The organism is Bacteroidota bacterium (assembly GCA_036522515.1).
Lineage (GTDB): Bacteria > Bacteroidota > Ignavibacteria > UBA10030 > SZUA-254 > VBOC01.
This window is the reverse complement of record DATDFQ010000043.1, coordinates 22,696-48,839: the sequence shown is the minus strand read 5'-3', so window position 1 is coordinate 48,839 and position 26,144 is coordinate 22,696. Positions and strand designations below refer to the sequence as shown.

Below are 26,144 nucleotides of genomic sequence, written 5' to 3'. Positions count from 1 at the left end.
CCCTATTCCTCCGGCTCCTTGCGGATTTGCTTGATGAGAGTCTCGATCCGCTCGACGCGGTCGAGGGTCTCATCCACGAAAAATTGCACCGAGGGCGTGAACTTCAATCTCATGTGCGACCCGATGAACGAACGGATCTCGCTCTTATGGTCCTCAAGCATCTTCATGGTGCGGGCCTTCACCTCGGGACTGCCCATCACGCTGACATAGATCTTCGCGATCTTGAGGTCGGGGGTCATGTGCACCTCCGTCACGGTGAGGAACCCGTAGGACGGGTCGCGGTATTCCCGCGTAAAATACATCCCCACTTCTTCCTTGATCAGCGAGGCGACGCGTTCCGTCCGCAACGACATAAGCGCGGCCTAAGCGAGTTTTCTCAGGGTTTCGACGATCTTGTAGGCTTCGATGATGTCGCCGACCTTGATGTCGTTGAAGTTCTCCAGGCCGATTCCGCACTCGAATCCCGCCTCGACTTCCCGGACGTCGTCCTTGAAACGTCTCAGGGAGGCGATGGCCCCGTCGTAAACCACGATCCCGTCCCGGATCAAGCGTACTTTGTTTCCCCTGGTGATCTTCCCCTCCTGAACGTAGGATCCGCCGATCGCACCCAGCTTCGGGACCTTGAAGACCTCGCGAATTTCGATCGTGGCGGTGACTTCTTCGTTCTTGCTCGGGGCAAGGAGGCCTTCAAGCGCCTTCTTGACGTCTTCGATGGCGTCGTAAATAATATTATAGAGCCGGATATCGACGTTTTCCTGCTCCGCCAGCCGGCGGGCGTTCATATTGGGCCGGACGTGGAATCCGATGATGACGGCGCCCGATGCAGCCGCCAGAAGCACGTCGGATTCGGAAATCGTGCCGACCGCGTGATGGATCACGTTGACACGCACCTCTTCGTGGCTGATTTTCATGAGGGAGTCCGCGAGGGCGCCGACCGAGCCGTCCACGTCTCCCTTGACGATCATGTTCAACTCCTTGATCTGTCCGTCCTGGATCTTTTTCGAGATATCGTCGAGCGTCACGCTGCGGACGAGACGGAAGTCCTGCTCCCGCTTCAACGTCTGCCGGCGGGTGCTGATCTCGCGGGCCTCGCGCTCGCTTTCGACGGCCGCGAAACCATCCCCGGCCTGCGGAACCCCGTCGAACCCGAGAACCTGGACGGGCGTCGAGGGCTTGGCCGCCTCGATGCGCCTGCCGCGCTCGTCGCTCATCGCCCGGACTTTTCCGCTCTGGATTCCGGCGACGAACGAATCGCCGATCTTCAACATCCCTTTCTGCACGAGAACGGTCGTGACGATCCCCTTTCCCTTGTCGACTTGCGCCTCGATCACCACGCCCCTGGCGGCCGCCGAGGGATTGGCCTTCAGATCGAGCACATCCGCTTCGAGGAGGATCTTCTCCAGCAGCAGGTCCACATTCTTTCCGGTACGCGCCGAGAGGTCCACGCACTGGTATTTGCCCCCCCACTCCTCGACCAGCACGTTGTGCTCGGAGAGCTGCTGCCGGATCCGCTCCGGGTTGGCATCCGGCTTGTCGACCTTGTTCACCGCGATGATGATCGGGACGTTTGCCGCCTGGGCGTGACTGATCGCTTCGATCGTTTGCGGCATGACGTTGTCGTCGGCGGCCACGACAAGCACGACGATATCGGTCAACTGCGCGCCGCGCGCTCGCATCGCCGTGAAGGCCTCGTGACCGGGGGTATCGAGAAACGTGATGCTCTTTTTTCCGTCCACCTGCACCATATACGCGCCGATGTGCTGGGTGATCCCGCCTGCCTCGCCCGCGACGACGTTGCTGCGCCGGATGTAATCGAGCAGCGACGTCTTGCCGTGGTCGACGTGGCCCATGATGGTGACGACGGGGGGCCGGGTCTCGAGCTGGGATTCTTCGTCGGGGGTTTCGGGGACGATATCTTCGGTGATCTCCGAGAAGAACCGCACCTCGTACCCGAACTCGTCGGCCACGAGCGTGATCGTATCCTTGTCCAGGCGCTGGTTGATGGAGACCATGAGGCCGAGTGCGATGCACTTTTTGATGACGTCGGCCGCGTTCACCCCCATCAGGTTCGCGAGCTCATTGACGGAGACGAACTCCGTGACCCGGAGGATCGATTGCTCCTTCTGTTTTTCTTCGAGCCGTTGCTGTTCCTCCATCGCGCGCTTCTCCTTCCGCTTCCGCTTGAACGTGGCGCGCTGCACCACGACGCTCGCCTCGTCCATCTCGGCAAGCGTGCGCTTGATGGCCTCCTCGACCTCGACTTTATTGACCTCCTGGTACCGGAGCTTCTTTTTCTTCTTGGCCTTCCGGAGCAGCTCGTCGGTCTCTTCGGGAACGGGGGCGGGCGCGGCGACCCTGATCCGTTTCTTTTTCTTTTTCTTTTTCTTCTGCTCTTCCTCCGATGCGGCGGCGCGGCTGGCCTCGGTGGAGGCGGTCCCCTCGTGAATCGCGGTCGTGCGATTGACCTCGTCCAGATCGAGCATCCCCTTGATTTTGAGCCCCATCTTGGGCGTGCGGCGGGCGAGAATCTCCGATCCTTTTTTCTCCTTGACGGGGGGCTCTGCGGCGGGGGGGTGCGCGCCTGCGACGGGCTCCGCGACCGGCTCCTCCGCAAGAGGCGGCGCGGCGGTTTTCGCTTCCACCCCCGGTGCTTCGGCGGCGGCCTCGACGGGATGGGGGGTCTTTTCGACCGGCGCCGTCTTCACGGGCGGTTGGGCCTGTTCGGCTTCCTCGGCTTTTGCCTTCTTCGCGATCTTCGGCTTGGGGCTTTCCGCCTCCGGAGGCGCGGCTTTTGCCTCCGCCTTTTTCCGGGTTTCGCGGATCGTCTGGATCTTCCGCTGGTGCTTCTCCGCGACCTCGCGATCTTTCTTGAAATGGGACAGGATGTCGTGCATCATCGCGTCATCCACCGCCGTCATGTGGCTCTTGACGGTGTGTCCCTTCCGGGTGAGGTATTCGATCAACGTCTCGTGCGAGATGTTGATCTCTTTGGCGATTTGATAAATCTTCTTATGTGACTGTGTTTTTTCCACCATGCGCTGGTCTATGCGTCAGTCTCCTTGTCGTCGGTTTTTCCCCCGGGAGTCTCACCCGTGCCCGGTTCCTCCACGTTGGTCTCTTCCGCCCGGGGCTCACCGGGGACTTCCTCGTCTTCCTCGGCCTCGTCCGCCTCCTCCTCGGGGGCCTTGCTTCCGTTCTTGTTACCGGCCGCCCCGGCCGGCGGCGCAGGCAGCACAGCCGGCTGCCCGTCCTCCTCCTCCTCGATGTCCGCCTCCTCGAGCTCGCGCTGCATCATCGCCTTGATCGACTGAACCTTCTCCTCGGTCAGCCCTTCGATCTCCATCAGATCCCCCGCGCTGGCATCGATCACTTTCCGGGCGGTGTCGTACCCTTCGTCCACCAACCGTTCGTAGAGCGGTTCCCCAAGTTCTTCACGGAATTCGCCGAGGTCCATGTCATACTCTTCCTCGACACCCTCCTTCACAAGATTGATCTCAAATCCGGTCAGCTTCGACGCGAGCCGGACGTTCTGTCCGTTCCGCCCGATCGCGAGGGAAACCTGGTCCTTGTCGACAAGGACGGTCGCGGTCTTTGCGGCCTCATCGACCTCGACGTTCTTGAGCTTGGCCGGGGAGAGAGCGCGCTGGATGAAGACGGCGGGTTTGGAGGAGTAGTTGATGACGTCGATATTCTCGTTGTTCAGCTCGCGGACGATCGCGTGAATGCGGACGCCCTTCATTCCGACGCACGCGCCGACCGCGTCGATCCGGTCGTCGTGCGATTCCACCGCCACCTTCGAGCGTTCTCCCGCTTCGCGCGCGACCGCCTTGATTTCGATGATACCGTCATAGATTTCGGGGATCTCGATCTCAAACAGCTTCGCAAGGAATTTGGGGTCGGAGCGCGAGATGATGACGAGCGGGCTGGAGGCGTTTTTCCGGACCTCTTTCACGATCGCCCTCAGCGTCTCCCCCTTCCTGTACCGTTCCCGTGCGATCTGCTCGCTCTTGGGGAGAATGAGCTCGTTCCGGTTGTGAATAATCAGGATCTCCCCCTTGCGAATCTGGTAGATCTCTCCGACGATGATTTCCCCCACCGTCGTGCTGTATTCGTTGTAAATAATCTCCTTCTCGATCTCCTTGATCCGCTGGTTCAGGTTCTGCTTGGCGCTGATCACAAGCCTTCGGCCGAAGCTCTGGAGGTCGATGACCTCCACAAAATCGTCCCCGACGTTGAGCGGTTCGTCCGACTTTTTCCGGACGGTCTCGAGGTCGATTTGCGTGCTCGGGTCGGTGACCTGCTCCACGATCTGCTTCTCGAGATAGATCTCGATATCTCCCTTGTCCATGTTCACCACGACGTCGAAGCGGGCTTCCTGGCCGTATTTCTTCCGCACCATCATCGAAAAGACGTCTTCGATGATGCCTGCCAGCATATCCTTGTCCATCCGCTTTTCCCGGACCATCTGGGAAAACGATTCAACGATCTCTACATTCATTTCAACCCCATTTTGATAATCAGTGTGAACCTCATCGCGCCCTTACCAGGCGGAATCGACTCTGGCCTCGGCGATCTCGTCGAACCGGATCGTCCGCCGATCCTCCTCCGTGACCCCGAGAAGGATGGATTCCGCGGAGGCTTCGAGGAGCGTGCCCCGGAGCGTTTCCGCCGACGTACCTTTCCTCACTTTTACGCTCATGTTCCGGCCGACATGTTTCGGATATTGCCGGGGAAATTTCAGAGGACGCTCGATGCCGGGCGATGAGACGACGAGATCGTAACGCCCCTGAAACAGGTCGCTGGCGTCAAGAGCACGGGCAAGCTCCTTGCTGATCTTCTGGCAAAGTCCCGTGGTCACGCCTTCATCGGTATCGATGAAGACTTCAGCCAACGATCCGCCGCGCTCACCGCGAACCGAGACGTCGATCACGTACGCGTTCTGTCCCTCCACGAACGGGCGGACAAATTCTTCGAAACGGCCAGCGATCGACACGTCGCACTTCTCAAAATTCGAGGAAAAACCGGCATTCTGACCCCATCAACAAAAAAAGTCCCAGAGGCGGGACTTTCAAGCGAGGCGGAAAATAATATAACACTCCTCTCCTTCAATTGCAAGTCGCCGCTTCGGCCCTTAGGGGGACTGTGAGGGACCGGTAGCCGCAAGCTTTAGCTTGCGGGATTCAAAAAGCCCGCAGCCTAAAGGCTGCGGCTACCGACGTGGAAAGACCGGAGCACGATCCGACGATGCTCAGGTCAGGAGCGTCGGGCCCAGAATCGCCACATCGGCGCCTTCGAATTTCATCACCGCTTTCCGGAAACGGTCGCCGACCGTCATCGGCTCCGCTGTGCGGGGATGGAGCCAGACATGAATCGCTACATTTTCCGAGACGAGCCGGTTCGACGCGGAATCCTCGATGATCCCTTCAAATCCGAAGCTGGTGTTCCGGATGAAGGAGACCCTGGTCCGGACCGTGAGCAAGTCGTCAAACCGCGCCGAAGCCTTGTAATCGATCTCGTTCCGGACGAGCACTACCCTCGAATCCTGCCGGATGGAATTGAGGTCAAGCTCCATACCGATGTGTTTAAGGTATTCGACACGTCCGACCTCGAAGTACTGAAGATACACCGCGTTATGCACGATCCCCTGCCAATCCACTTCATAGTTCCTGACCCGGACTTGAGTGGCGTGTTTGAACTTCAGTCTATCGATCGGCATGGAGACCCCGGTCCTTTTATTGTTGAAAAAGAGATTGGATTATCCCTGCCGCCCGGCGTACCTCTTCCAGGGAGACGTCCAAATGGGTGACAGCCCTGACGGCGGTGGGCCCTTCGGAGGTCAGGAGCACTCCTTTTGCGGCCATCAAGCTTAACACTTCCGCCTGGGACTTTCCCGAAGCCCCCGTCTCCGCAATCACCATGTTCGTCTGGACCTCCTCCATATTCACACGGAAGGCCTTCAGCCCGCTCAGATGCTCCGCAAGGAGCTTCGCCTTGGCATGATCCTCTTTCAGCCTCTCGACGTTGTGGTCGAGGGCGTACGCCGCCGCGGCCGCAAGCACTCCCACCTGACGCATGCCTCCGCCGAAGATTTTCCGGTACTTTCTCGCCCGCTCGATGAAGGGGGCGTCGCCGATGACGATCGATCCGATCGGGGCGCCGAGCCCTTTCGAAAAGCAAACAGAGAGAGAATCGACGCATGCGGCATATTCTCCGGGGGCGGTGCCGGAAGCGACGCATGCGTTCCAGAGCCGGGCGCCGTCGAGGTGAAGCTTGATCTTCTCTTCCAGCGCGAATTCCCGGATTCTCCGGATCTCCGCGAGGGGGACGACCGACCCGGCTGACCGGCCGTGCGTGTTTTCCAGGCAGATCAGCGAGGTGTGGGGCATGTAGTAAGCCCGGGGACGCACGGCGCGCTGGAGTTGCTCTGTCGTGAAGACTCCGCGCCTCCCCTGGAGGGTGTTCAGCTGCACGCCGGAGAGGAGCGACGGCCCCGCGGTCTCGTAGATGAAGACGTGGGACTCCCGGTCGACGATGACTTCATCGCCGGGGTTCGTATGGGCCTTGATGCAGATCTCGTTCCCCATCGTCCCGGTCGGCACGAAGAGCGCAGCCTCCTTTCCAAAGAGCGAGGCAACCCGCTCCTGGAGGGCGTTCACGGTCGGGTCCTCGCCGAAGACATCGTCGCCAAGCTTTGCGTTCATCATCGCTTCCAGCATGGAAGCGGATGGCCGCGTGACGGTATCGCTTCTGAGATCGATTTGATTCATCCCTGTTTCCTCCGAAAAGCCGTGTAAAATCTTTCCCCGAATCCAGCCGCCAGATAAAACAGACTGAGGAAGAGGCACATCTGCCCGAACCAGTCTCCCATGCGTGAATACAAGGTGAGCGAGCGGCGGGAGGCGATATCCCCGGACAAGGTTCGCTTCGTAAACATCTCCGTGGGCTGATGCAGATGGCCGGCCGGGTCGATAAAACAGGAGACTCCCCCGTTGGCGCACTGAACGACCCACCGCCGGTTTTCGACAGCCCTCAGCACCGCGATTTGCGCATGCTGGTACGCCCCCGATGTGTTCCCCCACCAGCTGTCGTTGGTGATAACAGTCAGGAATTCCGCGCCGTTCCGCACAAAACTGGCCACGAAGCCGGGATAAATCGACTCATAGCAGATAAAATTTGAGAAGGAAATGGCACGGGCAGAATCACCCCTCCCCTTTGCTCCGCCCAGGCGGAAGAGAGTCTTTTCCTTCCCGATCCCCCACCCTCCGAGCCCGAAATTCCATTGCATGGCGTTCAGAAAACTGAGGGCCTCCGAAAAAGGAACCCGTTCCGCGAACGGAACGAGAAGCATCTTCGCGTACTTTTGGATCTCCTCATCCCCCGGCTTCAGAAGCATCGAGCTGTTATAATTGTCGTACCGGCGCCCGTCCACCGACGACTTGCTGCTTGCGGGGATCCGGCTTCCCTCCCCGTAGTAGGTGATATCGGGTATTCCCGCCAGGAGCGGTATCCCGAGACTGTCCACCTGGCGCCTGATCAGTTCCAGGTACCCGCGGTTGCGGGGGTCGAGCACATAGAACGGGACCGCGGTCTCCGGCCAGAGAATCAGCGCGGGCCTCTCCTTTCCCACCTCGTCCGTCAGCTCCCGTAACACCCCGAGCTGCTCTTCAGGGCGCTCCTGCCATTTCTCGAACGGGTCGATGTTCGGCTGCACGATTCCTATCCGGATCGGCTCGCCCGGGAACCCCTCGCCGGAGTTGAGTAAAACGGTCCCGTAGACGACGGGAAGAAGATAGACGAGAGCAAGAGCCGCGAGGAGAATCAGCGCCCGGGCCGACCTGAGCTTCAAGCGTCCCGACCGGAACCCCGAGAGGATCGAATAGACAATCACACTCAGCAGAACGAGCCAGAAAGAGATTCCGTAGACGCCGGTGAGGGAGGAAATTTGAATTGCCGGAAGGTTTTCCGTCTGCGTGTTCCCGAGCGTGAGCCAGGGGAATGAAATATCGGCAAGCGAATGAAGGTATTCGAACGCAACCCACAGGAACGGCATGAGCCAGAGGGAGAGTGCCGGCCCGAATCTCTTCCTGAGGAAGAGCAACGCCGCGACCGGGATGAAAAAGAAGAACGGATGGGCAAGGATCAGCGATCCCCCCGCTGCCATCAGGTAGGGATCCCGGGCGTGCGTGAATCCCCCCGTCCAGTAAAGGGTGATCAGATTGAAGACAAAAAAGGCGAGGTAACAACGCCGGAGCGCCTTCCCGTACTCCGCGACCTGTTCCAGGGAGAAAAACAACGGGACCAGCGCGACGGCCGCGAGCGCTCCCAGGTGAAGCGGCGGAAAAGAGACTCCCAGGAGGATCCCTGAGAGGAGCGCAAGAGTGAATTCGCGCCTGCCGGAACCCGGTTCATTACTCATGCGCGTCGCCGGCCGGGCCGGAGAGCGAAAGAGGAGGATACCGGCGTTCCAACGCCCGCCAGCAGTAGATGACGACAAGGGCGCAGGCGGAGCCGATAAGCCCGCCCCCCGCCACGTCCGAAGGATAATGCACTCCCACACTGACACGTGAAAACCCGATCACTACGGCGTACGAGTAAAAGGCCCACGACCACCTGCCATAAAAGTGGGAGAGATACGTAGCCGCCGCGAAGCTGTTCACGGCGTGGGACGAAGGAAAGGAAAAGCCGCTGCCGCAGGGAACAAGCTCGCGGATATCCTGAAGGATCTCCACTCCGTTTACGGTATGGCACGGCCGCGGCCGCTGAACGATATTTTTTATCACCGAGCTGCTGAGCTGGTCGCTCAGCGTGATCAGGGGGATGAGCAGGAGCGCAACGACCCTTCCCCTTTTCCCTCCCTTCCAGAACAGGAGGAGCCAGAGCAATGCGAACAGGGTAATCCCGTACCATTTCTGATTCAGATCGGTCAGGAACGGCATCGAGAGGTCGAAGACCGGATTTGCAATCGTTTGATTGCAAAAGGTGAAGAGCGCTTTGTCTATGGAGTAGAGAAAATCTACCAATGGGGGGAGGGTCAGGGGCCCGGAGCGGACTTTTTGTCAAGGATCGATGCCACCGCGTACGCCGCCGCGCCGTCGCCGGTCCCCATGAAGCCCAGCTCTTCGTTTGTCGTCGCCTTGACCGAAACCTGATCGATCTTCACCCCGAGTGCCTGCGAAACATTTTCCCTCATCCGTTTGATATAGGGGCTGATCTTGGGTTGCTGGAGTATGACGGTTGCGTCGATGTTGACGATCTCGTAGCTGTTCGATCGAATCAACTCAACGACGTGTTTGAGGAGGACAAGGCTCGAGACATCTTTGAAGCGCGGGTCTGTATCGGGAAAATGTTTGCCGATATCCCCCAGTGCGGCGGCGCCCAGGAGGGCGTCGGCGAAGGCGTGGCAGAGGACGTCCGCGTCGGAATGGCCGAGGAGTCCTTTGATAAACGGGATCTCGACGCCTCCCAGCACCAGCTTGCGGTTGACCACCATGCGGTGGATATCATACCCAAAACCAAAACGCATCAAGTCTGACTAAGAAATGGCCTGATTGAGCCTGTTATCGGATCTCAAATCTCCGGAATTGATGTTCTGGTTTTTTCCAGTCCACCTTCACATGTGTGACGTCAGCTGCGCGAGGTCCGACGGTCACCTCCTTGATGAGTTCCTCGATGAGCGACCGGTCGCCCTCCACCTCAATTTCCACTTCGCCGTTGAAGAGATTCCGGACATACCCCTCGAGGCCCGAGCGGAGGGCGCTGCGATGAACAAAAAATCGAAACCCCACGCCCTGCACCATTCCCTGGACGATGATATGGGCCCCGACGATCATGCTTTCCCGAACAGCATTGTGAACATACGAGGAAATCGGGTGAAAGTCAAACAACCTGGCGCGCACCCGCAACCGTTTTGTTCAACAGGGGAATCTCGTCGGAGAATTCCGAGAGAAGGAGGCCCGCGATGATCATCCCGCCCCCGAACAGGCCCGCGAGGCCGATGAGTTCCCCCCTGACCAGGTAGGCGAAGAACGCCGCGATCACCGGTTCCATGGCGAAAATGACCGCAGCGCGCGTGGGTGTTGTGTCCCCCTGGTAGCGGGTCTGCACCCACATCGCCAATACCGTTGCGAAGAGCGTGAGATAGAGAAGCGAAAGCACGTAGGCGCCTGTAAACACGACCCGGATCTCTTCGAACGGGAATGCGAACGCCAGCCCGGCCAGCCCGCAGAAGAGGAACTGGACGAAGGTCAACTGCACCTTGTCGGGTTCATCGGAGGCCACGTCGAGGTAGACGATATAGCATGCGAAAAAGAACGCGCAGGCAAGGGTCAGGGCGTCGCCGGCGGTAAATGCCGACCCCGAAGGCGACGTCAGCAGATAGAGTCCGAGGCCGGCGAAGATGACCCCGAAGATATTCCCGAGCTTCAGGGCCTTCCTTCCCGCCCTGGTGAAGCGTTGCACGATGAAATGGACGAGGGGGGTCAGGACGGTGAGCATCCCGGTGAAGAATGCGGATTTGGAAGCGGTCGTGTATTGTATTCCCACCGTCTGCGTCGCAAACCCGGCAAAGAGGAAGAAACCAAGAATGCTCCCCCGCCTGAGCGCACGGGCGGGAATCTTCAGGAGCCGCCGGGGAAAAATAAGAAAGAGGGTGACCGAGGCGAGGAGGAACCTGAGCGCGGTGTAGAAAAGCGGTGAGTTGGGTCCGACGATCGACTTGGTGACGACAAACGTGCTCCCCCAGATGAGCGTGACCGAGAGGAGCAGTAGCTCAGCGCGGCGTTGGGGCCCCAAGCGCCGTCACGCCTTCCCATACATCGCCTGTCTCGTAGTCGTGAAAAAGCCTGCCCCAGTGAGTGTTCTTCTTCCATTGCTCGAACGTTTTCCGGTCTTTGAGGGGCCAGCGGTAGTAATCGTGGTAGGCTTCCGATCCGAGGATGAAGACATTCACCAGCGGAGTGTGAAAAAAGAGCTTCTGAAATTTCGCGAGCGGGCCGAACCACATCAGATCGCCGATGCGGCTCGCTCCATTATCGCCCACCGAGAATCCCCACGATTCGTTTGAGATATCGGAGCCGGCGATCTCGATGTCCCTCACATCCCCCACCCCGAGGCCGTCCTGGTGGGCGAGATTGATGTACTCGATGCTCAGAGGGTCGAAGCCCATCATTTTCGCGGAGACGGCGTCGATCGCCACCTGGTCGGAGCTTGCCAGGATGTAATCCTTCACGACCGGATACATCGTCCGGGGCCCCGGGCCGTTCCCGGCCGTTGTGCCGTCCATCATCGCAAAGATTCCGGTGTGGAGTTCCTTCTGGATCGCGAGCAGGTCGACGAGCGTCTTGTGGATCCAGCTGTGCGTGTAATGCCGTTTCGTGTTCAGAAGCCCGCCGAAGGCGTTCTTCATCGCGCCGGTCGTGGTCGTGTAAATGTGGCACTTGACCGTGGGGAGGTGAACGATGTTCTTTCCCTGGAAATACTCGGGGATGGTGATCCCGTCGGGATAAATCTTGTCGAGGACATGCATCCTGGCTTTCGGAGTGTATTCGACCCACCGGATGTCGCTCTCCCTGAAATTATAGAGGACCGGGATGTCGTACCGGCGGAAGATGGGGACATAATTATTCAGATCCTCCCCCTTGAACGCATTGGTCACGACCGTCTTATTCTGCACGCAGACGAGGTCGCTGAAGCCCGAGTTTCTCAGGGAAAGGATGGTCCCCTCCATCTGCCAGGGCGTGGTATTGGCCGCGGGAAAGGGAAAATGCCAGGAAATATTGTCTTTGAGGATCGTCGGCACCCCGTGCGCCAGCGCCTTCCCGACGCCGGCGAGGTCCATCAGGCGCTGGATGTCCTCCAGAACGGTCTCCGGGCGCGTCTTAAGGACTGCGACTTTCGATTTCGGCAAGGGGTTATCTCCCGTAAATGATGATCGTAGCGGTGATAATCCACAACGTGATATTGATCAGAAGCGGCAAATCCGTCAAGGCGAGCTTGGTCGGGTTCCCACCCGCTTCTTTCTTATGAACAAGGTATAAATAGCGAAAAATTCCGTAAAGTACAAAAGGAACTGTATAGAAAATATGGTTGGTCCCGAATTTTCGCACGGTTTCGTCGGAAATCGTATAGAGCGCGTACGACATGACGGTCGACGCCGTCACGATCCCGATCATCTGGTCGAGGAAATAGGGGCTGTAATGGGCGAGCACGGAACGGTGTGTCTCCGCTTGCGACTCCAGAATCGTCAACTCGTGCCTTCTCTTGCTGAAGCCCAGGAAGAGAGAGAGGAGCATCGTGCAGATGATCAGCCACTCGGATGTAGGCACTCCGATCAGGACGGCCCCCGCGATCACCCGAAGGACAAACCCGGCCGAGATGGTCATCACATCAAGAATGACGATGTTCTTGAGCTTGACCGAGTATGCGGCATTGATGAGCAGGTAGAGCAGGAGAATAAGGGCGAACTGAGGTCGGAGGAGGTACGCTCCGGCGACCCCCGCGACCCCCAGGAAGAAGGACGCCCCGAGCGCCGGTCCCACCCCAAGCCTGCCCGACGGGAGAGGCCGCTGGGATTTTACCGGATGGAGCTTGTCGTTTTCGAGATCGCAGACATCGTTGAAGAGGTAGACCCCGCTGCTGGAGAGACAGAAGAGAAAGAACCCGGCGACGGTCGGAAGGAAGTCACGCAGGACAAACAGGTTGCCTGAAAAAATGAGAGCCGCAAAGAGAAAAAGATTCTTGATCCACTGCTGCGGCCTCATCGAGGCGATCATGTAGCGGATTTGCTTCTGCAATCGCTAAAATACCGCCGGTTCTTCGTAAACTCCGAACACTTCCGCAAGCGCGTTGCACATTTCGCCCAGCGTCACATACGCCCTCGTGCAGGCGATCAGGGGCGGGATCAGGTTCGATCCGTCCTCGGCCGCGCGGCGAAGCGCGTCGAGGGTCTCGAGCACGCTCTGGTCGCTGCGTCCGGCGCGCACCTCCGCAATCCGCTTGCGTTGCTTCACCTCCACTTCGGGAGAAATCAGGAGGAGCGGTATCTGGACCTGTTCGTTTTCCTGGACGTATTCGTTCACGCCCACGATGATCTTCTCCTTGCGGTCCAGCTCCTGCTGATACCGGTAGGCAGCCCCGGCGATCTCGCGCTGGAAAAACCCCTCTTCGATGCCCGCGATCACGCCGCCCAGCGAGTCGATTCGTTCGAAGTAGGCCTCCGCCCCTTTCTCCATTTTGTCGGTGAGCGCCTCCACGAAGTAGCTCCCTGCGAGCGGATCCGCCGTGTTTGCGACGCCGGTTTCGTATGCGATGATCTGCTGGGTGCGGAGGGCGATCGTCACGGCCTTTTCGGAGGGAAGCGCGAGCGTTTCATCCATCGAGTTGGTGTGGAGAGACTGGGTACCGCCAAGCACACCGGCGAGCGCCTGGAAGGCAGTGCGGACAATATTGTTTTCCGGCTGTTGGGCAGTGAGAGTACATCCCGCGGTCTGCGTGTGGAACCGGAGCATCCAGGATCGTGGGTTTTTCGCCCCGTATTTATGGCGCATGTGGCGGGCGTAAATTCTGCGCGCCGCCCTGTATTTTGCTATCTCCTCGAAGAAATCGAGGTGAGAGTTGAAAAAGAACGAGAGTCTCGGCGCGAAATCATCGACGTCGAGCCCCTTCGCGATGCAGGCTTCGACGTAGGCAAACCCGTCCGCGAGCGTAAACGCAAGTTCCTGGATCGCGGTCGACCCTGCTTCACGGATGTGGTACCCGCTGACCGAGATGGGGTTCCACTGCCGCATCTCCCGAGTACAGTATTCGATCATGTCCGTGATGATGCGCATCGAAGGACTCGGAGGATAAATCCACTCCTTTTGGGCGATGTATTCCTTCAAAATATCGGCCTGAATCGTCCCGCGCAGAAGAGACGGCGAGGCTCCCTGGTTCTCCGCGACCGCGACGTAAAACGCGAGCAGCATTGCGGCCGGGGCATTGATCGTCATGGAGGTGGAGACGTCCGACAGCCGTATTCCCTTGAACAGCGCCTCCATATCAGCCAGAGAACTGATCGAAACCCCGCATATTCCCACCTCTCCTTCCGAGAGGGGGTCATCAGCGTCGCGTCCCATCAGCGTCGGCAGATCGAAGGCGACGGAGAGGCCGGTCTGGCCATGTGCGAGGAGGTAGTGATAGCGTTCGTTCGTGTCCTCCGGCGTCCCGAACCCCGCGAACTGGCGCATCGTCCAGAGTTTTCCACGGTACATGTCGCGGTGAATGCCACGGGTATACGGGAATTCGCCGGGAAATCCGATGTCTGAAAGGTAGTTGATGTGCGCGATATCGTCGGGCGTATAAAGAAGCTCGATCGGCTCTCCCGAGACGGTAGTGAACTTCGTCGGCTGGGATTTATCGGTTTTCATGCCGGAAGATAGCAATTCCCCTCTACTTTTCAAAACCTTTACAATATTCTGTATATTGGCTCCGGCTATGAAAAGAGCGTACCATGGCAGGAAGAAGGAGCAACCGCCTCCAACCGGACGAAGCCGAAACTTCGCTTTGATCTCGGCGGTGATTCTCCTTGCCGCCTCCGCCTATTACTTTTTCCTCCGCAAGGGTCCCTCCGCTGTAACCGGGGACGCACCGGTCACTGCCCACGAACCGGGGGTGGTCAAGGCGGAGCCTCTCTGGATCCAGCGCGCTTACAAGGTCGACGCCCTCTTTCATGCCGTCTATACCCCGTGCTGGGAAGGCGCCTACGGGGCGATCGGCGACGCCTACCTCTTCGCAGCAACCAAAGACTCCACCCTCCTGAAGTTTCACGTCGCGGATCACGACCTGAGAAAGATGTGTGAAGGGACCTGGGTGGACGACCGGGCATGGGTGTGTCTCGCAGAGCTCATCTGGTGGAACTTCACCGGCCGTACAAACCGGGCCCTTGTCGAAGATGCGAGGAAGCGCTACACGGAGGCGCGCCGTGAGGGGCGGATGTCGAACCATGAGGGCTTCTGGAGCTGGTATAATTGGCCGCCGGAGGCTCGCGACCGGGGGCAGATCTTCACCAACAGCAACATGAATCAGATGGTCTCCGTCGCGTGCTGGTTGTACGAGGCGAGCGGGGAAAGGACCTTCCTCGAAGACGCCCTGCTCGTCTGGAACGGAGACGGGAATCTTCCGGGGATTGAGAAGGCCCTGTATAAGGGGGACGGGAGATGGGAAGGCAAGCCGGGCCTGGCGGCTTTCGGCAAGCAGCTCCCCTGGGAAGGGGCGGAATATTGCTCGATCGGGTCGTGCCTTTACAGGGAAACCAAGGATCCCAGGTACAAGAACATCGCGATCGCGACGGCGGAGTGGATCACCAATCCGGCGAACGGCTGGGTCGATCCGGAGAATTTCTTTCAGATCCGGATGGACGGGAACGGAGCGTTCGTGAATTATTTGCTTGACGCGTACGCCCTCGACACCGTTAAACTACAGGACATCCTGCACAAGGTGGGATTGATGCTCGAGCATGTCTGGACGAACCACAATGGTGCGGCACAGGTGGTGCTACACCGGACTCCGGACGACGGCATTCGGAACGGCTGGAATCCCTACGGAGGCGAAGACGGATACGGGGTGGACGAGGTGGGAACAGTCCATGCGCAGGGCGAAGCGGCGCGTGCGTTCGGAATCTTCGCGTATTACGTGAACCAGAAACATTGAGAGCCGTTGCCCCGGCGCTGCCGGTTCAGCTCATTTCAAGCATGCGGCGGATCGGCGCGTAGGCGCGCCTGATGAGGTCGTCACTGAGAACGATTTCCGGCGAGCGGTCCCTCATACAAAGGTAGAGCTTCTCCATCGTGTTGAGTTTCATGTAGGGGCAGAGGTTGCAGGCGCAACTCTCTTCGGGGGGAGCAGGGATGAAGATCTTATCGGGGCACGATTTTTCCATCTGGTGAATGATTCCTGCCTCGGTCGCGATGATGAACTCGCGGTCAGAGCTCTGCTGGACATACCGGAGCAATGCGCTTGTTGAGCCCACGAATTCCGCACGGTTGAGTATCGCCTCATCGCATTCGGGGTGCGCAATGAGCGTGGCGTTCGGATATTGCCTGTCGAGTTGCAGGAGTTTCCGCTCGCTGAAGGTTTCATGGACAATGCACGTCCCCTGCCAGATCACCATCTGTCTTCCTGTTTTCTTGACGAGGTACCTCCCCAGATTCCGGTCGGGCGCGAAGAGAATCGGCCGGTTCTCCGGAATCTGCCGGATGATCTTCTCCGCATTGCTCGAGGTGCAAATGATGTCGCTGAGGGCCTTGACCTCCGCGCTGCAATTGATATAGCTGATTGCAACATGGCCCGGGTGCCGCTCCCGGAATTCCTTGAACAAGGGGGCCGGGCACCCTTCTGCGAGAGAGCACCCCGCTTTCAGATCGGGCAGGAGCACCTGTTTGGAGGGGCTCAGGATTTTCGCCGTCTCAGCCATGAAATGAACCCCGGCAAAAACGATGGTCTCCGCATCCGTCGATGCCGCCCGGCGGGAGAGGTCAAGGCTGTCCCCTACAAAATCGGCCAGGTCCTGGATCTCGGAATCCTGGTAATAGTGCGCGAGGATCACTGCATGCAGGTCCTGCTTGAGCCGGAGGATCTCCTCCTCCAGATTTACAGGGAATCCTGCAGGAAGTTCGGCATTTTGAAGCAAATTCGCAGGGGCCGTATCGATCGTTTGATTCTCCATTCATTCTAACATACTGAAGATCGGAGAGAGAATCAAAGTCTTGTTGTCATCCTGAGCGTAGCGAAGGATCTCCGTACAATCGCAACCCGAACTGCGAGATCCTTCGGTCGCTCCGCTCCCTCAGGATGACAACGTAGGGGAGATCGGCTGGATTCGGAAGGGAGATTCAGGCCGGGGGTTTGCCGGACTCTTCGGAGGGGGGCTTGGGTGTGATGTCCTCAAAATCGGCATCCTGGACGTTGTCGAAGGGCGGGATAACGATGTTGTCCCGGCCGGTGGCTTCTTCGCCGGAGCCGGCATTCTGTTTCCAGTTCAAGAAGAGCCTCGCGATCTTCACGACCATGAAGAGCAGAATCAGCCAGACTGCAATTCGAAGCACTTTCAGGGCCCCCCTACCGTTTCAAGATGGCCGGATTGTAATATTCCACAGGCGCCTTATCGGGCCGGAAGATCTCGCGCATGAGGTCCTCCAGCTCGTGGTCGTTCCGGACGAAGTCGATCTGGGATGCGTTGATGATCAAAAGCGGCGCGGCTTTGTACCGGAAGAAAAAGTAGTTATACGCCTCGTTCAGCTCGCGGATATAGTCCTCCGACATATTTTTCTCGTAGGCCCTCCCCCTCAAACGGATGTTTGCCATCAACCGCTCCACGTTGCACTGGATATAGACCACCAGGTTCGGAACGGGGACCGTGTGTTCGATGGTTCCCATGACGGTCTCATAGAGCTTGAGTTCGTCGTCCTCCAGGTTCAGGTATGCAAAAATCTTGTCTTTCTCGAAGATATAATCGGTGATGAGAAACCGGTGGAACAGGTCGGCCTGTGCCAGTTGCTGCTGCTGTTTGTACCGGCTGAGGAGGAAGAAGAGCTGGGTCTGAAACGCGTAGCGCTCCTGGGCCTGGTAAAACTTCGGGAGGAACGGATTCTCTTCGAACTGCTCCAGGACAAGCCTGGCGGACAGGCGTTCCGAAAGAAGGTTTGCAAGGCTGGTCTTCCCCGCGCCGATCACGCCCTCTATGGCGATATGACGGATCTCCGTCTGCGCGATCAATTCTTCAAGGGAGGGTTTCACGGGGGAGTTCAGGAGCCGACGTGGATCGAATCGACGGCGAATTCGGTCCGCACCACCCGGCTGCGATCGCGGCACGTCCGGAGCAGCGCTGCGATTGTTTGATTGCGGGTGGGGTGCACGACGAACGGTGCAAGCTCCTTGAAGGGTTCCAGGACAAAACGCCGGTGTTCAAGCTGGGGATGCGGTACGGAGAGCTTTTCGTCCGAATACGAGATCCCGTCGTAGAGGAGAATATCGATGTCGATCTCCCGGTCCATCATGTGTGACCCGGGCCTTCGCCCCAACTTCCGCTCGATCGCCTTCAGCGGGGGGAACAGCTCCGGGGGCCGAAGGGCCGTCTCCACCTCGATCACCATGTTCAGGAACTGATGCTCCGAAACCATCCCGAGGGGCTCGGTTTCGTAGATGGAGGAGGACGCCTTGACGGGCGCCAGGTCGTTAATCTCCCGGATCGCCCGGTTTAAAAACCCGATCCTGTTTCCGAGATTCGACCCTAAACCAAGAAATACTCGATACATCTTTTATGACCGGGTTTCTGAAACTTCCACCTCGACATAGTCGACGACGCCTTTGACCGGCGGATGGGGTTTGCGGACTCTTACCTGCACGGAATCGACGGATTGAAACTCGCGCAGGATGCCCCCCGTGATGCTCTTCGCGAGCGATTCAAGGAGATAATATTTTTTGCGGGTCACCGTTTCCTGTATGAAGGTGTACACGGCTTCGTAATCGACCGTGCGCTTCAGGTTGTCCTGCTCCGCCGCCGAGGAGAGGTCGCTCCTCAGTTCAACGTCGACCTCGAACTTCCCTCCGAGATTCTGTTCGTCGCTCGCAACGCCGTGGTAGGCGTAGAACGAAGCGTTATGGATTCGGATGAAGTAGTTGGGATGCATACCGGCGCCGGAAAAACTGTGCAAATATATGGGTTTCCGGCCTGAGAGTCAAGACGCGAAACGAGTCTTGAGCAGTGTGTGTCACGTTTTTTCAATCTTCGCCCAGGTGTCGCGGAGCGTGACCGTGCGGTTAAACACCGGGCGGTCCTTGGTGGAATCATCATCGACGCAAAAATATCCAAGCCGTTCGAATTGAAACCGTTCACCGGCCGCCGCAGCCGCCAGGGCTCCCTCCAGCTTGCAACCCGCAAGCTCATCAAGCGACCGGGGGTTGAGACAAGCCTCCCAATCGTCGCCGCCGGCTTGCTCGACCTTCAGGAGGCGATCGTAGAGCCTCACCGTGGCATCGATCGCGTGCCGGGCGGAGACCCAGTGTATCGTCCCTTTCACCTTCCGCTGGCTGCTGGGAGAGCCGCTTTTCGTATCCGGATCGTACGTGCAGTGGAGCTCGGTCACCTCCCCCGTCGCATCGTCCTTCACGACCCCGACGCACCGGATGATGTAGGCATACCGCAGCCGGACCTCGGTCCCGGGCGCAAGACGAAAGTATTTCGGGGGCGGCGTTTCCCGGAAATCGTCCCGTTCGATGTAGAGAACCCTGGAGAACGGGACCTTCCTGACTCCCATGCCCGGATCCTCGGGGTTGTTCACCGCCTCGAGCTCCTCGACCTGCTCTTCCGGATAATTATCGATCACGACCTTGAGCGGGCGGAGGACTCCCAGGACCCGCCGGGCCCTTCTGTTCAAATCTTCGCGCAGGCAATCTTCGAGCGTCGAGACGTCGATCATCGTTTCCCGTTTGGAGACGCCGATCCGGTCGGCAAACTCGCGGATCGATTCCGGTGTGAACCCCCGCCTCCGAAGCCCGGCGATCGTCGGCATGCGAGGGTCGTCCCAACCGGTCACATGCCCCTTCTCGACAAGCTCCAGCAGCCTGCGCTTGCTCATGACGGTGTATGTCAGGTTGAGCCGGGCGAACTCGATCTGACGCGAGTGGAAGATTCCCAGCTCGTTCAGGAACCAATCGTAGAGCGGGCGGTGGTCCTCGAACTCGAGCGTGCAGATGGAGTGGGTAATTTGTTCGATCGAATCGGACTGCCCGTGCGCCCAGTCGTAGGTCGGATAGATGCACCAGGCATCTCCCGTCCGGTGATGCCTCGAACGCAGGATCCGGTACATCACGGGGTCGCGCATGTTGAGGTTTGGATGCGCCATGTCGATCCTTGCGCGGAGGGTGCGCGCTCCGTCCGGGAACTCGCCCTTTCGCATGCGCTGAAAGAGGTCCAGGTTCTCCTCGACACTCCGGTTCCGGTACGGGCTCTCCGTGCCGGCTTCCGTCAGCGTGCCGCGGTAACGCCGCAGCTCGTCCGCATTCAGGTCGCAGACGAACGCCTTTCCTTTCGAGATCAGGCGGAGAGCAAACTCATAAATCTGTTCAAAGTAATCCGAAGCATAGTACTCCCGTTCACCCCAGTCGAACCCGAGCCAGCGGACGTTTTCTTTGATTGAATCGACATACTCCACGTCTTCCTTCGCGGGATTGGTATCGTCGAAGCGGAGGTTGCAGAGCCCCCCGAACTGCCGCGCCAGCCCGAAGTTGATGCAAATCGACTTCGCGTGCCCGATATGAAGGTACCCGTTCGGCTCGGGAGGAAAGCGCATCTGGATCCTGCCGGCGAACTTACTCGTGCGGAGGTCATCCTCGATGATTTCCTGGATAAAGTTGTTCGATTTCTGGGTTTCAGCGGCGCCGGAAACTTGTTCTCCATTCATGGTGCGATTGTCCCGTTCGTGATCCGTTCTACCGCTCTCTTGATTCTGCCGATGCTCTCATCCTTTCCAAGGATGTCCACAATTTCAAACACACCCGGGCCCCCTCCCACCCCGGAGACGGCCAACCGGAGAGCATGGATGAGATCTCCATCGGGCACGTGACGAGAGGCCGCGACCTTGCGGAGCGCCGATTCAAATTCCGCGGCACCCGGATTGTCGAGGTGCGAAAACTCACCGGCAAGCGCTTCCAGGGCGGCCGGAGTTTCTCCCGTCCATCGTTTCTTCATGGCGGTCTCATCGTATGATTGCGGAGCACGGAAGAAATAGGGGCTCTTGTCGATGAAATCCCGGACAAAGATGATCCTCTCGCGCATCGCCCGGATGACGTTCAGAAGATATCCGTCTCCGAATTCCTTCTCCCACGGCCCCGACCGGGCGAGGAGATCCTTCAGCAACGCAAGAATATCCTGATCGCTCATCCGGCGCAAATGCTGGGCGTTGAGCCAGTCAAGCTTCTCGACGTTAAAGATGGCCCCCGATTTCCCGACCCGGTCGATGGAGAATTCCCTGACGAGGTCATCGAGAGAAAACAACTCCCGTTCGTCACCCGGATTCCACCCCAGGAGGGCGACAAAGTTCACGAGGGCCGCGGGCAGGTACCCCTTCTCGCGGTAATCCTCGACGGCAACGTCACCTTGCCGCTTGCTCAATTTGGATCTGTCCGCATTCAGAAGGAGCGGGAGGTGCGCAAATTCCGGTTTCTCCCATCCGAAAAACTGATAGAGGAGCACATGTTTCGGAGTGCTGGAGAGCCACTCCTCTCCCCTGATCACATGCGTGATCTGCATGAGATGATCGTCCACCACGTTGGCAAGGTGATAGGTCGGGTATCCGTCCGATTTCAGCAAAACCTGGTCGTCAACTTTCTCGCCGGCGAACTCCACTTCCCCCCGGATCATGTCATGAAAACTGATCGTCACACCATCCGGGACCCGCATCCGGATCACGAAGGGAAGGCCCTGAGCGATGTTCGATTGAATAACGGATTTGTCCAGAGAAAGGCAGCGCCGGTCATACTTTGGAGGCAACTTCAACCGATCCTGTTCCTTGCGCATTTCCTCCAGACGGTCATGGGTGCAGAAACACCGGTAGGCGTCGCCTTTGTTGAGCAGGCGGTTGACATGATCCCGGTACAGGTCAAGCCGTTCAGATTGAATATATGGTCCGAACGGACCCCCCTTCTCCGGGCCTTCGTCGTAGGCGAGACCTGTCCATGCGAGCGTTCGGATGAGACTTTCGACCGCCCCCTCCACGTAGCGCGCCCGGTCGGTGTCCTCGATCCGGAGAACGAAGACTCCCCCCTGCCTTCGCGCGAAGAGGAAATTATAGAGCGCCGTCCGGAGGCCGCCGACGTGGAGGAACCCGGTGGGGCTCGGCGCAAACCGAACACGGACGGGCCTGGCGCTATTCATTCATGCATTCAATCATTCAGGGCAATAAAAAATCCCCGGTATCGGGGATGCTATACCTTTCGTGGGAAGGAGTAGTGCGCGCTGATGAACTTCGAGCGGAGAGGGAGAGATTTGAACTCTCGGTACAGGTTTACCCCATACGACGGTTTAGCAAACCGTTGGTTTCAGCCACTCACCCACCTCTCCAGGTAGATTCCGGCGGAAAAACTGAACTTTCCGGACTCAATATAAGTGATTTTCAACAGAGCCGCAAGACGGAAGCCACGCGACCTGAAGGTCGCGCCTACCGACGATTCCAGATATTCGCGCGGCTACCGCCGCTCAAACTCAAGTACCGGCCGGTAGATGGAAACTTGTCCGGTCCAGTGGGGCCGTTTGTTCGGTGTCAGGGAGACGGCAAGCGAGTCGTATTGCCACTCGGCGAAGAGGGTGTCGAGGCCTTCGGGTGCGGGAACGTACCCGTACTTCCCGCGGACCTCTTTATCGAATGCGGAAAATTCCACGTCGAGCATTTCAAGATATTCGACGCGGATGGAGCGCAGCGAGTCGTGCCGAAATCTGCATAACAGCCGTTCCACTCCCCGGAATCCCCCCCGCCGCTCCTCCCGGCCCGGGATCCAGCTGCAGATCTCGGCCTCGGGCGAGTTTTTCACGCAGTGAGCATCGGGAAGCAGGAGGCGGATTTCTTGCGGAGTCTGGGAGAAACGGATACCGGAGACATTCACCGCGTCCGGGCTCAACGGGCGGTCGCCGGAGCCGCCGGAACCGTGACGTCCGCACCCGCAAACGATCAGGAGCGCGAACGGAATCCAGTGCCGCACCGCGGACAACAACCTACCGGCCCGCCTTTTGCCTCGCGTCCTTGAACTTCTGAAGTTGTTTCCAGTACTCGTCATTGGCGGGTTCCTTGGCCAGAAGCTCCGTCTCGATGGCGATGGCCTCATCGTAGTGTCCCAGGCGGTAATGGCATTCCGCCATGGTGGCAAGCATTTCCCTGCGGCCGGGCGCGAGCGTTGCCGCGCGCTTGGCCAGCTGGAGAGCGCACTCCTTGTCGATATCGTACGTCGAAAGATTCCAGGCCGCCCTGTTCAGGAGATCGGGGTCGTCGGGATGGGCCCGGAGCTGTCTGTTGTACTCCTCGGCCACGCGCAACATCTCCTCCCTGGCGGCCGAATAGTTCTTGTCCTTGTTGAATTGCTCGATGGCGCGCAACCGATCCTCGATGAGCACGGGGCCGGAGGGAAGCGAAGGCGGAGCGGTTGCGCTCCGCGAGTACATTCTCTCCAACTGCCCGATCGGAAGAGGGTCGTCGTCGACACGAAGGTCGATCATTCTGTCGGTCAGGCCGCGATAGCCGCCCCTGGTTCTTACCACAAGAAGCGCAGCAGAGCGGCTGCCTCCCGCCATTCCTCCCGCCGCCTCTCCGGCCTTCAGCGCCAGAATCATTCTTGCTGCAAGCTCTCCCGGCGCGGTTTCAAAGACCCTGGCCGCAGCCCTGAGAACACCTTCGCCGGTGAGGCCGTTTCCCAGAATAACATAGCCCCTTCCCGTCAGGCTTCCCGCATAGCCCCGGCAGCCGCTGCCGGTGAAAGCAAATGATCCGCCATGCGCGTCGACGATCGCGAGCTGTCGTACATCGGGTGTGCTGTCTTCCTGGATCAATCCCTCCACCGCCTGGCGCGCCCCGAGAGCGCGGGAGAGCATGCCAAGCGCCATGGTACCGAACTCCGGGTTCGCAACCGACTGCGTGACGATCGCGCCGACATTCGCGCGCGCGTACGGAGCAATTCCCCCCGCCCCGGTAAACGAAGATTCGAGCGCGATTCCGATGTCGCCGGTGGCCGAGTCCCAGGCGGCAATGGAACAGCCCTCAATGGGAGCGTCTCCCGGTCTTCCGGAGGAAGCGGGCTGGGCAAAGAGGCAACCGCAACAGAGAGTCAGGAGAAGTGCGATCCGGGTCCGGTTCATCGGTCTCCGCCGGCGATCAGTTGCAGGAAGTCTGGATGGAGAGCCTGAAGCGCCGGACAAGCTTGTTGCCGGTGTCGGCGATGTAGAGGGTGCAATCGTTCGAAAACGCGACCCCCATCGGAGAATTGAGTCCCGGGAATTGGCCCGACGAGGTCACAGTCTGCCCGAACGACTCGGCCCGGAATTGTCCCTTCTGGTTGAATTTCAGGACGCTGTCGAGCTTGGAATCGACGATGAAAATTTCCCGCCGTTTCTTGTCGTAAGCGACTGCGGACGCGTTCTGATACATGTAGGGACGGATGAAATCGGTCGAGCGTTGCGCTCCGTTGGCGGGGTCGTATCTCGGGAGCCAACCCTGGAAATCGATCGTGTTTGTAAACGTCATCCAGATGGCTCCGAAGACCACACCATCGGTGGATTGGGTGAGTATGAAGTCGCTCGACGCGGGGAACACCATGATGCCCGTGACATAACGGATATCGGTGATCGCCGTCCCGCCGGAAGGCCGGGTGACCAGATCTCCGAGCGGTGTGATGAGCGTGTCGCCGCGGTTAAAGCGGAGGATGCGCGTGTCGGGATCGACAAAACTCGTGTTGTCGGGTCCCGTCCGGGCGACCAGGTACGCATTTCCGGGGAGAATTCCGATTCCGGGATAGCGCCTGTGGGGCCGACCCGGTTCCTGAAGAACGACCCGGCGATGGGCGTTGGGGAGGTCATGATCCGCAAAATAGGAGGTGTCCCTCCTCACCCGGGTGATCGTCGTGTCCCCCAGCGGACCGATCACGGTGTCGATTCTTGAGATGTATGTCGTATCGAACCGGACGAGGAATATCCTGTAGATGGCTCCGATGGTATCGATTCCGTTGGGGGCGATGGTCTCTGCGCCGACATAGAGGTCCAGCTTTGAGTTCTGAACGAGCGATATCGGATGCATGATCGAATGATCCCGCTTCAGGACCGTGCCGCCTGCATCCAGCATCACTATTTCATTCTTGTCGTAGTCCGCGACATAGATGAGCTGGTCGTTCCCCACGATAATCGCACGGGGACTTTCGAACCCTCCCCAGGGAGGGTAGATTTCCACGTACGACGTATCGCCGACGGGTGTCGTCCTGTGCTGCTGCTTCGCCAGCTCGAGCAAAGGGCCGATCGAGAAACGTTGATCGCACCCCGACAAGAGCGCCAGGGCGAACGCGAGGCCGAACAAGAGATGGACGGTGACGGATTTCATGGCCTAGAAGGAAAAACCGACTGAGACACGGTGAACTCCTCCAAGAGTGTTATAGTTGGCAAACGCATAATCGACGTTGACCCGGTTTGCAGACACCATGGTTGCGATTCCCAGGCCGAACGTCACGTCGTTCGAGCTCGAATTGTCCCTGCCGAACAGGGGTTCGCCGATCGTGCGCTTCACGCCCGTCCGCAACCAGAGCCATTGTTCCCATTGGTACTCGATCCCTAGATGCACGTTTTCGGCATTGTCGTTCGGATGATTCAGCTCCAGGGACGTGGTGACGTGGGAGTTCTCCGTCTGGAGGGCCTCCATGGCAAACCCGATCTTGAACTGCGTCGGCGGAGAGAATGACTGGAACGAGCTGACCTTCTCCCCGCTGTACTCCGTCACCTCTCCGCTCGGCGCCACATCGGCGCCGAAATTCGAGACCACAACCGCAAACCGGGAGGAGCCGATGCCGGTCCAGTAGTAGGTGCCGAGATCTGCGACGATTCCCCGCATCTTCAGAATATCGAGCGTCTCCTGGACATACCGGACGGTGAGGCCGAAGCTGAACTGATCGGTCATCTTTTTTGCGTAGGTCAGGCCCAGGGCAACGTCGCCGTACGAAAAATAGTCGCCCGTTCCGAAGGGCTGGGTCTCCGTCGTGACCGGCATGTCCGCCGTGTGGAGCGATATGACCGAAAACCCGAGCGCGTCGCTTCCCGAAAGGTGGTACGCGCCGGCAAAAAACTCGTGCTTCAGGTCGACCACATACCACGTGTGCGCGGCGATCGCCTGGTTCCCCTCGAACTGTGTCAGCCCCGCGGGGTTCCAGTACATCGCCGAAGCGTCATTCGCAATCGCCACAAAAGTTTCCCCCAGGGCGGTGCCCCTCGCGCCAGCGCCGATCTTCAGGAACTGAAAGGCCGAGATGCCTGCCCGTTGTCCGCCGAGATTGGGAATCAGCTGGGCCCGCGTGAGCTCCTGTGCCGAGAGGACCAGGGCCGCGATGAAGAGCGTTCGAATGTAAGTTCTACCGTTCAAAATTCGTCT

General features: G+C 58.9%; 26 protein-coding genes and 1 tRNA gene. 1 reads left to right on the top strand and 26 read right to left on the bottom strand.

Translation table 11 applies throughout. The features are described from left to right. Positions 1–2: 2 nt before the first annotated feature. The 14 genes from rbfA to VI215_06475 all read right to left on the bottom strand — a co-directional run bounded on the left by rbfA (position 3) and on the right by VI215_06475 (position 14,402). A complete protein-coding gene (gene rbfA, locus VI215_06540; protein ID HEY6191970.1) occupies positions 3–353 on the bottom strand; it encodes a 30S ribosome-binding factor RbfA in 351 nt (116 codons plus the stop codon). 9 nt (positions 354–362) lie between these two features. Beyond that, complete coding sequence (infB, locus tag VI215_06535) at positions 363–3,035, bottom strand: translation initiation factor IF-2 (protein ID HEY6191969.1); 2,673 nt, start codon at positions 3,033–3,035, stop codon at positions 363–365. Between the two features lie 8 nt (positions 3,036–3,043). Beyond that, on the bottom strand, positions 3,044–4,498 hold the full coding sequence (gene nusA, locus VI215_06530) for a transcription termination factor NusA (protein HEY6191968.1): 1,455 nt from the start codon (positions 4,496–4,498) through the stop codon (positions 3,044–3,046). Positions 4,499–4,540: 42 nt separating this feature from the next. Then, positions 4,541–4,993 carry a ribosome maturation factor RimP gene (locus tag VI215_06525; protein HEY6191967.1) on the bottom strand — a complete coding sequence of 151 codons (453 nt, stop codon included), beginning with the start codon at positions 4,991–4,993 and terminating at the stop codon, positions 4,541–4,543. A 255-nt stretch (positions 4,994–5,248) separates the two neighbouring features. Continuing rightward, the gene (locus VI215_06520; GenBank protein ID HEY6191966.1) at positions 5,249–5,716 is read right to left on the bottom strand and encodes a thioesterase family protein; all 468 of its coding nucleotides are present in this window, start codon (positions 5,714–5,716) and stop codon (positions 5,249–5,251) included. 16 nt (positions 5,717–5,732) lie between these two features. Next, positions 5,733–6,767, bottom strand: a complete 1,035-nt coding sequence (gene ltaE / locus VI215_06515; GenBank protein HEY6191965.1) for a low-specificity L-threonine aldolase — start codon at positions 6,765–6,767, stop codon at positions 5,733–5,735. After that, complete coding sequence (gene lnt, locus VI215_06510) at positions 6,764–8,416, bottom strand: apolipoprotein N-acyltransferase (GenBank protein HEY6191964.1); 1,653 nt, start codon at positions 8,414–8,416, stop codon at positions 6,764–6,766. The genes ltaE and lnt overlap by 4 nt, the downstream gene beginning before the upstream one ends. Further along, positions 8,409–9,020, bottom strand: coding sequence for a phosphatase PAP2 family protein (locus VI215_06505; protein HEY6191963.1), 612 nt, complete (start codon positions 9,018–9,020; stop codon positions 8,409–8,411). The genes lnt and VI215_06505 overlap by 8 nt, the downstream gene beginning before the upstream one ends. Positions 9,021–9,031: 11 nt before the next feature. Next, on the bottom strand, positions 9,032–9,523 hold the full coding sequence (ispF, locus tag VI215_06500; GenBank protein ID HEY6191962.1) for a 2-C-methyl-D-erythritol 2,4-cyclodiphosphate synthase: 492 nt from the start codon (positions 9,521–9,523) through the stop codon (positions 9,032–9,034). Between the two features lie 34 nt (positions 9,524–9,557). Then, positions 9,558–9,830 carry an acylphosphatase gene (locus tag VI215_06495; GenBank protein ID HEY6191961.1) on the bottom strand — a complete coding sequence of 91 codons (273 nt, stop codon included), beginning with the start codon at positions 9,828–9,830 and terminating at the stop codon, positions 9,558–9,560. Between the two features lie 46 nt (positions 9,831–9,876). Further along, positions 9,877–10,791, bottom strand: a complete 915-nt coding sequence (locus VI215_06490; protein ID HEY6191960.1) for a DMT family transporter — start codon at positions 10,789–10,791, stop codon at positions 9,877–9,879. Continuing rightward, on the bottom strand, positions 10,769–11,905 hold the full coding sequence (locus tag VI215_06485) for a DUF362 domain-containing protein (protein HEY6191959.1): 1,137 nt from the start codon (positions 11,903–11,905) through the stop codon (positions 10,769–10,771). Before VI215_06485 ends, VI215_06490 begins: the two co-directional genes overlap by 23 nt. 4 nt (positions 11,906–11,909) lie before the next feature. After that, entirely contained in the window at positions 11,910–12,770 is an 861-nt protein-coding gene (locus tag VI215_06480; GenBank protein ID HEY6191958.1) for a decaprenyl-phosphate phosphoribosyltransferase, read from the bottom strand. A 24-nt stretch (positions 12,771–12,794) separates the two neighbouring features. After that, positions 12,795–14,402, bottom strand: a complete 1,608-nt coding sequence (locus VI215_06475) for a methylmalonyl-CoA mutase family protein (protein HEY6191957.1) — start codon at positions 14,400–14,402, stop codon at positions 12,795–12,797. A 67-nt stretch (positions 14,403–14,469) separates the two neighbouring features. On the opposite strand from VI215_06475, the gene VI215_06470 reads away from it, so the two are divergent. Next, a complete protein-coding gene (locus VI215_06470; protein HEY6191956.1) occupies positions 14,470–15,684 on the top strand; it encodes a hypothetical protein in 1,215 nt (404 codons plus the stop codon). 25 nt (positions 15,685–15,709) lie between these two features. On the opposite strand, the gene nadA is transcribed toward VI215_06470, so the two are convergent. The 12 genes from nadA to VI215_06410 all read right to left on the bottom strand — a co-directional run bounded on the left by nadA (position 15,710) and on the right by VI215_06410 (position 26,135). Continuing rightward, on the bottom strand, positions 15,710–16,699 hold the full coding sequence (nadA, locus tag VI215_06465; GenBank protein HEY6191955.1) for a quinolinate synthase NadA: 990 nt from the start codon (positions 16,697–16,699) through the stop codon (positions 15,710–15,712). A 166-nt stretch (positions 16,700–16,865) separates the two neighbouring features. After that, the gene (locus tag VI215_06460; GenBank protein ID HEY6191954.1) at positions 16,866–17,078 is read right to left on the bottom strand and encodes a hypothetical protein; all 213 of its coding nucleotides are present in this window, start codon (positions 17,076–17,078) and stop codon (positions 16,866–16,868) included. A 13-nt stretch (positions 17,079–17,091) separates the two neighbouring features. After that, a complete protein-coding gene (locus tag VI215_06455; GenBank protein HEY6191953.1) occupies positions 17,092–17,769 on the bottom strand; it encodes a deoxynucleoside kinase in 678 nt (225 codons plus the stop codon). Between the two features lie 8 nt (positions 17,770–17,777). Then, positions 17,778–18,287, bottom strand: a complete 510-nt coding sequence (folK, locus tag VI215_06450) for a 2-amino-4-hydroxy-6-hydroxymethyldihydropteridine diphosphokinase (protein HEY6191952.1) — start codon at positions 18,285–18,287, stop codon at positions 17,778–17,780. 3 nt (positions 18,288–18,290) lie between these two features. Then, the gene (gene folB, locus VI215_06445) at positions 18,291–18,662 is read right to left on the bottom strand and encodes a dihydroneopterin aldolase (GenBank protein ID HEY6191951.1); all 372 of its coding nucleotides are present in this window, start codon (positions 18,660–18,662) and stop codon (positions 18,291–18,293) included. 81 nt (positions 18,663–18,743) lie between these two features. After that, positions 18,744–20,435, bottom strand: a complete 1,692-nt coding sequence (locus VI215_06440; protein HEY6191950.1) for a glutamine--tRNA ligase/YqeY domain fusion protein — start codon at positions 20,433–20,435, stop codon at positions 18,744–18,746. After that, on the bottom strand, positions 20,432–21,907 hold the full coding sequence (gltX, locus tag VI215_06435) for a glutamate--tRNA ligase (GenBank protein HEY6191949.1): 1,476 nt from the start codon (positions 21,905–21,907) through the stop codon (positions 20,432–20,434). Before gltX ends, VI215_06440 begins: the two co-directional genes overlap by 4 nt. 96 nt (positions 21,908–22,003) lie before the next feature. Then, a tRNA-Ser gene (locus VI215_06430) sits at positions 22,004–22,093 on the bottom strand. Between the two features lie 125 nt (positions 22,094–22,218). Continuing rightward, positions 22,219–22,728, bottom strand: coding sequence for a hypothetical protein (locus tag VI215_06425; GenBank protein HEY6191948.1), 510 nt, complete (start codon positions 22,726–22,728; stop codon positions 22,219–22,221). Positions 22,729–22,741: 13 nt separating this feature from the next. Further along, entirely contained in the window at positions 22,742–23,875 is a 1,134-nt protein-coding gene (locus tag VI215_06420; GenBank protein HEY6191947.1) for a DUF1028 domain-containing protein, read from the bottom strand. Positions 23,876–23,891: 16 nt separating this feature from the next. Next, positions 23,892–25,106, bottom strand: coding sequence for a hypothetical protein (locus VI215_06415; GenBank protein ID HEY6191946.1), 1,215 nt, complete (start codon positions 25,104–25,106; stop codon positions 23,892–23,894). A 3-nt stretch (positions 25,107–25,109) separates the two neighbouring features. Then, positions 25,110–26,135: a PorV/PorQ family protein gene (locus tag VI215_06410; protein HEY6191945.1), complete on the bottom strand. Its 1,026-nt coding sequence runs from the start codon at positions 26,133–26,135 to the stop codon at positions 25,110–25,112. Between the last annotated feature and the right edge of the window lie 9 nt (positions 26,136–26,144).

What these genes read in the sequence shown, in the direction of transcription:
- rbfA (HEY6191970.1), bottom strand. Translation starts at nt 353, where the DNA reads ATGTCGTTGCGGACGGAACGCGTCGCCTCGCTGATCAAGGAAGAAGTG.
- infB (HEY6191969.1), bottom strand. Translation starts at nt 3,035, where the DNA reads ATGGTGGAAAAAACACAGTCACATAAGAAGATTTATCAAATCGCCAAA.
- nusA (HEY6191968.1), bottom strand. Translation starts at nt 4,498, where the DNA reads ATGAATGTAGAGATCGTTGAATCGTTTTCCCAGATGGTCCGGGAAAAG.
- VI215_06520 (HEY6191966.1), bottom strand. Translation starts at nt 5,716, where the DNA reads ATGCCGATCGATAGACTGAAGTTCAAACACGCCACTCAAGTCCGGGTC.
- ltaE (HEY6191965.1), bottom strand. Translation starts at nt 6,767, where the DNA reads ATGAATCAAATCGATCTCAGAAGCGATACCGTCACGCGGCCATCCGCT.
- lnt (HEY6191964.1), bottom strand. Translation starts at nt 8,416, where the DNA reads ATGAGTAATGAACCGGGTTCCGGCAGGCGCGAATTCACTCTTGCGCTC.
- ispF (HEY6191962.1), bottom strand. Translation starts at nt 9,523, where the DNA reads ATGCGTTTTGGTTTTGGGTATGATATCCACCGCATGGTGGTCAACCGC.
- VI215_06495 (HEY6191961.1), bottom strand. Translation starts at nt 9,830, where the DNA reads ATGATCGTCGGGGCCCATATCATCGTCCAGGGAATGGTGCAGGGCGTG.
- VI215_06480 (HEY6191958.1), bottom strand. Translation starts at nt 12,770, where the DNA reads ATGATCGCCTCGATGAGGCCGCAGCAGTGGATCAAGAATCTTTTTCTC.
- VI215_06475 (HEY6191957.1), bottom strand. Translation starts at nt 14,402, where the DNA reads ATGAAAACCGATAAATCCCAGCCGACGAAGTTCACTACCGTCTCGGGA.
- VI215_06470 (HEY6191956.1), top strand. Translation starts at nt 14,470, where the DNA reads ATGAAAAGAGCGTACCATGGCAGGAAGAAGGAGCAACCGCCTCCAACC.
- nadA (HEY6191955.1), bottom strand. Translation starts at nt 16,699, where the DNA reads ATGGAGAATCAAACGATCGATACGGCCCCTGCGAATTTGCTTCAAAAT.
- folK (HEY6191952.1), bottom strand. Translation starts at nt 18,287, where the DNA reads ATGTATCGAGTATTTCTTGGTTTAGGGTCGAATCTCGGAAACAGGATC.
- folB (HEY6191951.1), bottom strand. Translation starts at nt 18,662, where the DNA reads ATGCATCCCAACTACTTCATCCGAATCCATAACGCTTCGTTCTACGCC.
- VI215_06440 (HEY6191950.1), bottom strand. Translation starts at nt 20,435, where the DNA reads ATGAATGGAGAACAAGTTTCCGGCGCCGCTGAAACCCAGAAATCGAAC.
- gltX (HEY6191949.1), bottom strand. Translation starts at nt 21,907, where the DNA reads ATGAATAGCGCCAGGCCCGTCCGTGTTCGGTTTGCGCCGAGCCCCACC.
- VI215_06420 (HEY6191947.1), bottom strand. Translation starts at nt 23,875, where the DNA reads ATGAACCGGACCCGGATCGCACTTCTCCTGACTCTCTGTTGCGGTTGC.
- VI215_06415 (HEY6191946.1), bottom strand. Translation starts at nt 25,106, where the DNA reads ATGAAATCCGTCACCGTCCATCTCTTGTTCGGCCTCGCGTTCGCCCTG.